The following is a 10,214-nucleotide window of genomic DNA, read 5'->3' as shown; positions in this document are numbered from 1 at the left end:
CGACCGGCTGCTGGCCGTCACCACCATCGGCTTCGACATCGCCGGACTCGAACTGCACCTTCCGCTGGTGTCCGGCGCCGCCGTGGTCCTCACCGCCCGGGCCGAGGTCTCCAGCGCGTCCGTCCGGCCCGGCGGAGTGGCCCGCTCCATCCGGACGACCAGCGGCAGCACGTACTGCGGCCGCTCGTCGCGGTCCTCGCGGTCCTCTCGCTCCGGGGCCTCGCCGGGGTCGGCCGCAGGGGCCGGGGGCTCGGAGACCGGAGCCGGAGGAACCACAGCCGGAGTCGGAGCAGTGGGGGTCGAAGCAGTGGAGGTCGGGGCAGTGGGGGTCGGGGCATCGGAAGGATCAGTCACCCGTCCAGGATGCCAGCCCCACTCCGGACGACTCGGCCCGGCCCGACCGCCGCAGCGTCCACCTCCGCGCTCACCGCAGCCGCTGCCGCAGCTCGTCCACCGCCGTCCGGATGCTCGCGCTGTACGCGTCCTCCGGCAGCGCGTCCAGACTGCGCACGGCGCGTTCGAGCTGCTCACGGGCGAGGTCCGGCTCGCCGAGCTTGAGGTGGTCCGAGGCCAGGTTGAGGTGCAACGAGGGGTAGAAGGCGCGCACCTGGAGGGCCGACTCGTACGTCCGGGCACGCTCGGCGCTCAGCGAGTCGGCGGCGGCCAGGGCCCGCCGGTCCCACGCCAGCTCCGCGCGCGGGTCGTCCTGCAGGTCGGCCAGGTAGTGGGCGACGAGGCAGCGGTGGAAGACGTCCCGTTCCCCCAGCGCCTCCCAGAGCGCCTCGAAGCCGGCCCGGGCCTCGGCCGTCCGGCCGCGCTGCGCCGCCCTTGCCCCGTCCAGCCCGAGCGCGATCCGGGCCAGTGCCGGTTCGTCCTCATCGCCCGGCTCATGGCCCGGCTCGCCGCCCGTCCCTTCGCCCCCTTCGGGACCACCCGGATCGTCGGGACCGTCGAGATCGAGAGGATCGTCGGGGGACGGACCTCGCATGCCACGCACATCGGACATGCCCGCAGCCTAACCACCCACCCATCGGACCGCCCGGCCCGAGCGACAGCCACGGAACCGGCGGCCGACACCCTGCGCCCGACGTCCAACGCCTCGACGTCCGATGCGCCGGCGTCCAATGCGCCGGTGTCCGACGCCCCGGTGTCCGACGCCCCGGTGCCCGACGCCCGCCCTACGGCGCAGCGCCCCGTCAGCGCCGGTAGCCGCGCTGCGGGTCCCGCTCCTCGGCGTCCTCGTACATCAGGAACCAGCCCTCCGGGTGGGTGGCCGCCAGCAGCACCTCCGTGCGCTGCTCCGCCCCCAGCTCCGGATCGCCGTCGTCCGGCCCGTAGACCCCGAACAGTTCGTCGTGGCAGCCGTCCCAGTCGTAGTCGTACAGGTCGGCCGGGAGGTCGCCCATCATGTCCGCCACCGACTCGGGCTGGGCGCCGAGCAGCGTCCGGGCGTCCACCAGGGCCATCCGCAGCGCCACGTCCTCGGCCAGGCAGCGTGGCAGCGGCCACTCGCCGAGCGCGAGGTCGTCGGCGAGGTCGTCGAAGGCCCGGGCCATCGCGCGGCGCCAGCTCCGGTGCATCCGCCAGGTGCGTTCGGGGAGCCGGGCGAAGACCGTCCAGTCCGCGTCCTCGCCGTCGACGATCGCCTCGTCCCCGTGCTCGTCGAAGTCGTCGTACGCGGCGTCGGCCAGGCCTATCAGCTGGGCGTGGAGCAGGCAGGCGGTGCGCGGGGTGAGCGTCCAGTCCGCGCCCGCGCCACCGTCCTCCTCGTCGCCCTCCAGCGGGAACAGGTCGGCGAAGTCCGGTGTGAAGTCCTCCGTGACGCTGATCTCCAGCGTCCCGCCCATCGCCTCGACCCCGGGGATGGCGGCCACCAGCCGGTCCGGATGCAGCAGCGCGCCGAGCGCCGCGTTGGCGTCCTCGGCGACCTCGCGCAGCAGTTCGCGACGCTGGCCGGCCGGGTCGATGCCGTCGAAGTCCAGCTCCTCGACGGCCCTGATCGCGGCCGCGCGCAGGGCCGGCCAGTCGGTGATCCGCAGGCCCAGCACCACCGTCGCCTCGATCTCCTGCGCGCCGGAGTCCTCCGCCGCGCCCGGCCCCTGTGGATGATCGCTTCGCTCGCCCATGGGGCTAACGGTACGGCCTTTCGGCCCCCCGATCACCGGTCCGGACCAGCTTCCGGAAGCGTTCTCGGCCACCGCCCGGCCACGCCTCGGTCACTCGGACGCAGGAACTGGCAGGATGCGTCCCATGGCTGACATCAACGAGTACGGCGGCGGGCAGGGCCCGAACGCCGACGTCCTGGTCGTGACCACCAACGACATCCCCGGCTTCCGGGTCGACCACGTGATCGGCGAGGTCTTCGGGCTGACCGTGCGCAGCCGCCACCTCGGGAGCCAGATCGGTGCCGGTCTGAAGTCGCTGATCGGCGGCGAGCTGCGCGGTCTGACGAAGACCCTGGTCGAGAGCCGCAACGAGGCCATGCAGCGGCTGGTCGAGCAGACCAAGGCGCGCGGCGGCAACGCCGTCCTGATGATGCGCTTCGACGTCACGGAGGCGGCCGACATCGGCACCGAGGTCTGCGCCTACGGCACCGCCGCGGTCATCTCCCCGCTCTCCTGACGCTCCTCAGCGCCTGCTCCTGCTCCTCCACATCCGCGCCTTCGCACCTCCGCGCCTTCGCGCCTCCGCCCGCGCACTCCCGTTCGCGACCACCGTTCGCTCCTCCACGGACGCCGGCGGAGCCCCGGCGGGACGACGGGAACAGCCGTCGACCCCCTGATGTTTCAGCGGCGTGACTGTTTACGGTGCAACGAACAGCGTTCCGGAACGCGTGGACGTCCTGGTGGTGGGTGCCGGGCAGGCAGGCCTTTCCGCCGCCTACCACCTGGGCCGCCGCGGTTTCGCCCCGTACCGGGCGGGCGTCGACGGCGGTTTCGTCGTCCTCGACGCCAACGCCGTCCCCGGGGGCGCCTGGGCGCACCGCTCGCCGTCCCTGCGGATGGCCACCGTGCACGGCGTCCACGACCTCCCCGACGCCGAACTCCCGCCGCCGGACCCCGGGGCCCCCGCGCGCGAGGTGGTGCCGGAGTACTTCGCAGCGTACGAGGTACGGCACGCGCTCCCGGTCGTACGCCCGGTCACGGTGCGTGCCGTTCGCGCCGAGTCCGAACGACCGGACGCCCGGCTGCTGGTCGAGACCGACCACGGTGTCTGGTCCACCCGCGCACTGATCAACGCCACCGGCACCTGGACCCGGCCCTTCCTCCCGCACTACCCCGGTCACTTCGCGGGCCGCCAGCTGCACTACGCCGAGTACCGCGGTCCCGAGGAGTTCGCGGGCCGGCGCGTGCTGGTGGTCGGTGGTGGCGCCTCGGCCGTGCAGGTGCTGTCGGAGGTCGCCGCCGTCGGCGAGACGGTGTGGGTCACCCGCGCCGAACCCCTGTACCACGACGGACCGTTCACCCCGGAGTACGGGCGCGCGGTGGTCGCCAAGGTCGAGGAGCGGGTCCGGCAGGGCCTGCCGGTGCGCAGCGTGGTCAGCGTGACCGGGCTCGGCCCGTCCGTCGCCCTCCGGCGTGCCCAGGAGCTGGGCGTGCTGCGCCGCCGCCCGATGTTCGACCGCCTGACCGAGCACGGGGTCGCCTGGGGCCACGAGGAGCTGGCGGTGGACGCGATCGTCTGGGCCACCGGCTTCCGGCCCGAGGTCGGGCACCTCGCCCCGCTCGGGCTGCGCTCCCCCGGCGGCGGGATCGCCCTCACCGGCACCCGCGCCACTGCCGACCCGCGCGTCCACCTGGTCGGCTACGGTCCGTCCGCCAGTACCGTCGGCGCCAACCGGGCCGGCCGCGCGGCCGTCAACGACCTGGTCAAGCTGCTCGGGGACCCGGCGCTCGCGGACCGGACCGCGGAGCCCGCCGCCGTCTGAGCTCGCTCAGCGGTCGTAGTCGACGGTCACCCGGTCGGTGAGCGGGCGGGCCTGGCAGGTCAGGACGTACCCGGCGGCCAGCTCCTTCTCCTCCAGGGCGAAGTTGCGGCGCATCTCCACCTCGCCCTCGGTGACCAGGGCGCGGCAGGTGCCGCAGACTCCGCCCTTGCAGGCGAACGGCAGGTCGGGCCGGGAGCGCTGGGCGCCGTCCAGGATCGAGCGGTCGCGCGGGAGGCAGAGCGTGCTGCCGCGGCCGTCGAGCACGACGGTCACCTCGCTCTGCGGGCCCGACCCGCCGTCGGCCGAGGCGTCCGTCCGTTCCCAGTCCTCGTCGCGCTCCGGGAGCGGCTCGTCCTCGGCGTGGAACAGCTCCTGGTGCACCCGCTCGCCCGGCACGTCCAGTTCGGCGAGCAGGTCCTTGGCCCCGGTCACCATGCCGAACGGGCCGCACAGCCACCAGTGCCCGACGCTCCCGACGTCCACCAGCGCCGCCAGCAGCGCGCGTACCCGCTCCGGGTCCAGCCGGCCGCTGAGCAGCTCGGCGTCCCTGGTCTCCCGGGAGAGCACGTGGACCAGCTGGAAGCGGCCGAGGTAGCGGTCCTTGAGGTCGGCCAGCTCGTCCGCGAACATCACGGTGTCGCTGCGCCGGTTGCCGTAGAGCAGGGTGACGGTGGAGCTGAGGTCGGCGGCCAGCACGGAGGCGGCGATCGACAGCATCGGGGTGATGCCGGAGCCCGCCGCGAGCAGCACGTGGTCGGCCGGGACCCCGAGCTCGGGGGTGAACAGGCCGGACGGCGTCAGCACCTCCACCTCCTCGCCGGGCTTCGCCTCGCGCACCAGCCAGCGCGAGAACAACCCGCCGGGCACCTCCCGGACGGCGATCCGCAGCGGCCCGCCGACCGGGGCGCAGATCGAGTACGAGCGGCGCTCGTCGGCGCCGTCCACCAGCTTGCGCAGGGTCAGGGTCTGCCCGGGGCGGAAGGCGTACTCCTCCGCCAGCCCGTCCGGCACCGCGAAGGTCACCGCGACGGCGTCCTCGCAGAGCCGCTCGACCCGGTCGATCCGCAACCGGTGGAAGGTCGGACGGCGGGCGGGGCGGATGCCGGTCGCGGCCCCGGTGTCGACGGACGCGGAGACCACGGACCCGGTGTCGACGGGCGTGGGAACAGCGGCGGCGGGAACGGCGGAGCCGGCGGCGGCGGAAGCGGCGGGCATTCAGATCTCCTTGACGCGTTCGAACGGCTCGCGGCAGGCCCGGCAGCGCCAGAGCGCCTTGCAGGCGGTGGAACCGAAGCGGGACAGCTCCTCCGTGTCGGTCCCGCCGCACTGCGGGCACGGCACGGGGGGAACGGTGCCCGGCCCGGCCGTGGTCGGGGCTCCGGAGCGGGTCGGGCCCAGCGTGAGCGCCACCGGTCCGGCCGTGGCCGCGACGGCGGCGGTCGGGCGCGGTGGGGCGATGCCCGCCTCGGCGAGCTTGCGGCGGCCCTCGGCGGTGATCAGGTCGGTGGACCACGGCGGGTCCAGCCGCAGCCGCACCCGGACGTCCGGGTAGCCGGCCGCGCGCAGCCGGCGGTCCACGTCGGTGGCCATCTCGGCGACGGCGGGGCAGCCCGAGTAGGTCGGGGTCAGCCAGGCGGTGACGGTACCGCTGCCGCCGTCCACCTCGACCCCGGCCAGGACGCCCAGGTCGGCCAGGGTGAGCATGGGCAGCTCCGGGTCCGGGACGGCCGCGGCGACGGCCCAGGCCACGTCGCGGGTCGTCGGTTCCGCCGCGCCCGCCTTGCCCGCCGTACCCGTCGCGACCTCGTCGGTCACGATGCCGTCGGTCGCCACGTCATTGGTCACCACGTCGTTGGTCACCATGTCGCCCCCGGGTGGGCTCTGGCCAGCACCTGGAGCTCGGCGAGCAGCGGGCCGAGCGCCTCGGTGTGCACGCCGTCCCGGCCGGCCCGGCCGAGGACGGTGGCCAGCGGCGGCGCGTCCGGCAGGGTCAGCCCGGCCTCGGCGAGGACGGCGGTGAGCGAGCGCAGCACCGGTTCGCGCAGGGTCGCCGGGTCGACACCCGCCCGCAGCTCCACCGGGTGCGCCGTGAACAGCTCCTCCAGCAGCGGCCAGACCGCGTCCAGCCCGGCCTGCATCCGCTCGGCCGAGTACGGCGTGCCGTCACCGAGACGAAGCGTCCAGGCCGTCGCGTACTCCCGGTGGTAGGCGAGCTCCTTGACACCCCGGGTCGCGACCGCGGCCAGCACCGGATCGGGGTGCGCGCTCAGCGCCTCGTACAGGGCGCCGCGCGCGGTGGCGAACAGCAACAGCCGGGCGATCGAGTACGCGAAGTCGCCGTTCGACGTCTCCACCAGGCGGACGTTGCGGAACTCGTGCTCCTCGCGCCAGTACGCCAGGTCGTCCTCGGTACGGCCGGTGCCGTCCGCCTGCCCGGCCCGGGTGAGCAGCAGACGGGCCTGGCCGAGCAGGTCGAGGCCCAGGTTGGCGAGCGCGACCTCCTCCTCCAGCTCGGGCGCCCGGGTGCACCACTCGATCAGCCGCTGTGCGAGGACCAGGGCGTCGTCGCCCAGCATCTGGCAGTAGGCGGCGAGGTCGGCGCCGTCCAGACCGGCGGGCAGCGTGGTGTCCACGCCGAGCAGCGGGTCGGCGAAGCCCGTCCCGTACGCCCAGCGGCCCTCGCCCTCGGGTCCGGGGGCGGCGTCGGCGAGGCTGAGGTAGACGTGGTCGTCCTGGCCGCCGCCCGGGCCGGCGCCGGTGGTGGTTCCGGTGGTGGAGGTGGTGTGGTCGTGCACGGTGGCTCCCCCGTCAGATGTGCGGGACATCCTCGGGGATGTCGTAGAAGGTCGGGTGGCGGTAGACCTTGTCGCCGCTGGGATCGAAGAACGGGTCGCGCTCGTCCGGGGTGGAGGCGGTGATCGCGTCCGAGCGGACCACCCAGAGGCTCACGCCCTCGTTGCGCCGGGTGTACAGGTCGCGGGCGGCGAGCAGCGCCATCCGGTCGTCGGCGGCGTGCAGCGAACCGACGTGGACGTGGTTCAGCCCCCGCCGGGGGCGCACGAACACCTCGTACAGCGGCCAGCCGGCCTTGGACCCGGCCGGGGAGCCAACCTGGGGCTCGGTCACTTTCCGTTCTCCTGTTCGGTGGCTTCGGTGAGTCCGGGGGCTTGGTCGGCTCCGGCGGCTCCGGCGGTTTCGGCGGCCTCGGCGGCTCCGGCGGCTCCGGCGGTTTCGGCGGCCTCGGCGGCTCCGGCGGTTTCGGCAGCCTCGGCGGCTCCGGCGGTTTCGGCAGCCTCGGCGGCGCGCTTGGCCGCGTAGGCGACGGCGGCCTCGCGCACCCAGGTGCCGTCCTCGTGGGCGGCACGGCGGCGGTCGATCCGCTGGGCGTTGCAGGGGCCCTGGCCGTGGATGACCCTGGTCAGCTCGGACCAGTCCGGCTCACCGAAGTCCCAACCGCCGCGCTCCTCGTTCCAGCGCAGCTCCGGGTCCGGGAGCGTGACCCCCAGGTGCTCGGCCTGCGGGACGGTCATGTCGACGAACCGCCGGCGCAGCTCGTCGTTGCTGTGCCGTTTGATCCGCCAGGCCATCGAGCGGGCGCTGTTCGGCGAGTCGGAGTCCGAGGGGCCGAACATCATCAGCGACGGCCACCACCAGCGGTCCACCGCGTCCTGGACCATCCGGCGCTGGGCCTCGGTGCCGCGCATCAGCGTCATCAGGAGCTCGTAGCCCTGGCGCTGGTGGAAGGACTCCTCCTTGCAGATCCGCACCATCGCGCGGGCGTACGGGCCGTAGCTGCACCGGCAGAGCGGGACCTGGTTGCAGATCGCGGCGCCGTCCACCAGCCAGCCGATCACCCCGACGTCGGCGAAGGTGAGGGTCGGGTAGTTGAAGATCGAGGAGTACTTCTGGCGGCCGGAGATCAGCTTCTCGGTGAGCTCGGCGCGGTCGACGCCGAGGGTCTCGGCGGCGGCGTAGAGGTAGAGGCCGTGACCGGCCTCGTCCTGGGCCTTGGCGAGCAGGATGGCCTTGCGGCGCAGGGACGGCGCCCGGGTCAGCCAGTTGCCCTCGGGCTGCATGCCGATGATCTCGGAGTGTGCGTGCTGGGCGATCTGGCGGATCAGGGTGGCCCGGTAGGCGTCGGGCATCCAGTCCCTGGGCTCGATCCGCTGCTCAGCGGCGACGACCGCCTCGAACCGGTCCTCCGGCGTCTGCGCGGGGACCGCCTCGGCCACCTCTGCTGTCACCACAGTCCCCTCTCGTGTCCTGCCCGTCCTGCCCGGTCGGTTGCCGGAGCGCCCGATCAACCAACCGACTGACCGTTCGGTCGGTACCATTCTGCGCAGCGGGGCGGAGGGATGGCAAGGTGCGAAACAGATAACAGCTGACAGATCCTGAAATCTGTCAGCTGTTATCTGTCGGCTGTCATCTGTTCGCCGGCGTCCGTCTACTGCATACCGTCCACTGCTGTCGGCCGTCCGCTGTCAGCTGTCTGCTTCCGGCTGTCAGCTGCCGACCGTCAGCGGCTCACCGCAACGCCTCACCCCTCCGCGCGGTCACGCAGTCGCGGCAGCGGAACGGCGAGCAGCGCCGCCAGCAGGGCGATCCGGGGGGCGATCTGGTCGAGCCGGATGTATTCGTGCCGGGCATGGGCCCCGGCACCGACCGCCCCGAAGCCGTCCAGGGTCGGAAGCCCGCGCGAGCCCGGCAGGTTGGTGTCCCCCGCCCCGCCCGCCGGACCGCCGTCCAGCTGCTGACCGAGAACCGCGGCGAGCGAACGCACGTGCCGCAGCAGCGGGTTGCCGGTCCGCTCGGGCCAGGCCGGACGACTGGACAGCACCTCCGTACGAACCCGGGCACCCGGACGCAACGGGGCGAGCCGGGCAAGGTCGTCGAGCGTGCGGCGCTGCGCCTCGACGGTGGCGAAGCGCAGCCCCAACTCGGCCTCGGCCCGACCGGCGACCACGTTGGCACGCGAACCACCACTGATCCGACCGGCGTTCAGCTCGGTGCCGGGCTGGCCGGCGAGGTCCCGCACCACCACGAGCTGGTCCACCAGCTCGTCGACCGCGGACACCCCGTCGTGGGCGTCGTTGCCCGCATGCGCCTCGCGACCGGTCACGGTGAGCCGCACCCGGGTGCTGCCGCGCCGCGCGGTTTTCAACCGACCGTCGGGGTGCGGTGGTTCGAGCCCCAGGACCGCCGCGGCGCCGCGCAACTGGCGCTCGACCAAGCGCCGCCCGTCCGGGCTGCCCACCTCCTCGTCGGACACCACGACCAGGCGGACGGTCCGGTGCGGGCGCTCGCCCAGGTCCACGAGCAGCGACAACGCGCTCTCCAGGACGGCGAGTCCACCCTTCATATCGACCACGCCGGGGCCGGTGAGCCGGCCGTCCTGCTCGGTCACCGGCCAGTCCGCGAGGGTGCCGACCGGCCAGACGGTGTCGTGGTGCCCGACGATCAGCAGGTGCGGCAGGGACTCGTCCCGGCCCTCCCACTCCAGCACGAGGTGGTCCCCGGCCGGTCCGGGCTCACGCCGGGCGGTGGCACCGGTGGCACGGAAGCCGGCCGCCAACTCCTCGGCGAGGGCGTCGAGTCTGGGCGCGTCCCCGCTGGGGGACTCGATCCGCGCCAGATCGGCACAGCGCCGCCGGACTGCTCCGGCGAGGGTACGGGCCCGGGCGCTGAGCGCCTGCGGCACACCGGGAAGCGCCGTGATGACGGTGGAGGCCCCGGGGGTGGCGGTGGCGGCCGGGCCCGCCGTGGGCTTTCCGGCCGTGCTCCTCGGCACCGCGGTCGTCGCCACCGCGTTCTTCGCGACGACGGCCTTGGCAAGGGACGACTTCGTGAGGGCGGACTTGGCCACCGCGGCCTTGACTGCCGTGGTCTTGGCCGCTGCGGTCTTGGTTGCTGCGGTCTTGGCGACGGCTGCCGTGGTCACGGCGGTCTTCGCCGCGCCGGTCGCTACCGCGGCGGCCGGAACCGCAGTGGCCTGAGCCGCAGTGGCCTGAGCCGCAGCGGCAGTTGCGGTGCCGGTGGTGGCGCCCGCAGCGGTGGCGGTACCGGTGGCGCCGACGGTGGTGGCGGCAGTGGTGGTGGTCGCGGTGGTCGCGGCGAGGGCCTCGCCGTCGGTGGCGGCCGGGACGGTGACCGGCGTCGGGTCGGGTTCCACGGCGGCGCCCGGCACGGCGGGCGCCCCGACGATCTGGGGACTCAACGCTCGCCTCCGCGACCACCGCCGGTATACAGCGGCCGTACCGGCCGACCGCTCCCACCCGGGTACCAGGCC

10 protein-coding genes and 1 pseudogene are annotated in these 10,214 nt (G+C 74.1%); 2 read left to right on the top strand and 9 right to left on the bottom strand.

Features of this window, described 5'->3' with window-relative positions; all coding sequences use genetic code 11:
* The 3 genes and pseudogenes from ACIQOV_RS11425 to ACIQOV_RS11415 all read right to left on the bottom strand — a co-directional run.
* A pseudogene (locus tag ACIQOV_RS11425) lies at positions 1-276 on the bottom strand (hypothetical protein); the annotation flags it as partial.
* Positions 277-424: 148 nt separating this feature from the next.
* Entirely contained in the window at positions 425-1,006 is a 582-nt protein-coding gene (locus tag ACIQOV_RS11420; protein WP_401047489.1) for a hypothetical protein, read from the bottom strand.
* Positions 1,007-1,196: 190 nt separating this feature from the next.
* A complete protein-coding gene (locus ACIQOV_RS11415; protein WP_380348302.1) occupies positions 1,197-2,126 on the bottom strand; it encodes a hypothetical protein in 930 nt (309 codons plus the stop codon).
* Between the two features lie 124 nt (positions 2,127-2,250).
* On the opposite strand from ACIQOV_RS11415, the gene ACIQOV_RS11410 reads away from it, so the two are divergent.
* Both ACIQOV_RS11410 and ACIQOV_RS11405 read left to right on the top strand, forming a co-directional pair.
* The gene (locus ACIQOV_RS11410; RefSeq protein WP_401047486.1) at positions 2,251-2,622 is read left to right on the top strand and encodes a YbjQ family protein; all 372 of its coding nucleotides are present in this window, start codon (positions 2,251-2,253) and stop codon (positions 2,620-2,622) included.
* Positions 2,623-2,794: 172 nt separating this feature from the next.
* A complete protein-coding gene (locus tag ACIQOV_RS11405) occupies positions 2,795-3,928 on the top strand; it encodes an NAD(P)-binding domain-containing protein (RefSeq protein WP_401047484.1) in 1,134 nt (377 codons plus the stop codon).
* Positions 3,929-3,934: 6 nt separating this feature from the next.
* On the opposite strand, the gene paaE is transcribed toward ACIQOV_RS11405, so the two are convergent.
* The 6 genes from paaE to ACIQOV_RS11375 all read right to left on the bottom strand — a co-directional run bounded on the left by paaE (position 3,935) and on the right by ACIQOV_RS11375 (position 10,142).
* On the bottom strand, positions 3,935-5,143 hold the full coding sequence (gene paaE / locus ACIQOV_RS11400; protein WP_401047483.1) for a 1,2-phenylacetyl-CoA epoxidase subunit PaaE: 1,209 nt from the start codon (positions 5,141-5,143) through the stop codon (positions 3,935-3,937).
* Entirely contained in the window at positions 5,144-5,791 is a 648-nt protein-coding gene (paaD, locus tag ACIQOV_RS11395) for a 1,2-phenylacetyl-CoA epoxidase subunit PaaD (protein ID WP_401047481.1), read from the bottom strand. It abuts the gene before it with no gap.
* Entirely contained in the window at positions 5,785-6,723 is a 939-nt protein-coding gene (paaC, locus tag ACIQOV_RS11390; RefSeq protein ID WP_380537955.1) for a 1,2-phenylacetyl-CoA epoxidase subunit PaaC, read from the bottom strand. Before paaC ends, paaD begins: the two co-directional genes overlap by 7 nt.
* Positions 6,724-6,736: 13 nt before the next feature.
* Entirely contained in the window at positions 6,737-7,054 is a 318-nt protein-coding gene (paaB, locus tag ACIQOV_RS11385; RefSeq protein ID WP_359900510.1) for a 1,2-phenylacetyl-CoA epoxidase subunit PaaB, read from the bottom strand.
* A complete protein-coding gene (paaA, locus tag ACIQOV_RS11380) occupies positions 7,051-8,262 on the bottom strand; it encodes a 1,2-phenylacetyl-CoA epoxidase subunit PaaA (protein ID WP_401047477.1) in 1,212 nt (403 codons plus the stop codon). Before paaA ends, paaB begins: the two co-directional genes overlap by 4 nt.
* A 203-nt stretch (positions 8,263-8,465) precedes the next feature.
* A complete protein-coding gene (locus tag ACIQOV_RS11375) occupies positions 8,466-10,142 on the bottom strand; it encodes a M20 family metallopeptidase (protein WP_401047475.1) in 1,677 nt (558 codons plus the stop codon).
* Between the last annotated feature and the right edge of the window lie 72 nt (positions 10,143-10,214).

The organism is Kitasatospora sp. NPDC091257 (assembly GCF_044757675.1).
In the GTDB taxonomy this organism is placed as follows: domain Bacteria; phylum Actinomycetota; class Actinomycetes; order Streptomycetales; family Streptomycetaceae; genus Kitasatospora; species Kitasatospora lactacystinica.
Note: the sequence above shows the minus strand (reverse complement) of the source record. Positions and strands in the feature narration are given on the sequence as shown.

What these genes read in the sequence shown, in the direction of transcription:
- ACIQOV_RS11420 (WP_401047489.1), bottom strand. Translation starts at nt 1,006, where the DNA reads ATGTCCGATGTGCGTGGCATGCGAGGTCCGTCCCCCGACGATCCTCTC.
- ACIQOV_RS11415 (WP_380348302.1), bottom strand. Translation starts at nt 2,126, where the DNA reads ATGGGCGAGCGAAGCGATCATCCACAGGGGCCGGGCGCGGCGGAGGAC.
- ACIQOV_RS11410 (WP_401047486.1), top strand. Translation starts at nt 2,251, where the DNA reads ATGGCTGACATCAACGAGTACGGCGGCGGGCAGGGCCCGAACGCCGAC.
- paaE (WP_401047483.1), bottom strand. Translation starts at nt 5,143, where the DNA reads ATGCCCGCCGCTTCCGCCGCCGCCGGCTCCGCCGTTCCCGCCGCCGCT.
- paaD (WP_401047481.1), bottom strand. Translation starts at nt 5,791, where the DNA reads ATGGTGACCAACGACGTGGTGACCAATGACGTGGCGACCGACGGCATC.
- paaA (WP_401047477.1), bottom strand. Translation starts at nt 8,262, where the DNA reads ATGGTACCGACCGAACGGTCAGTCGGTTGGTTGATCGGGCGCTCCGGC.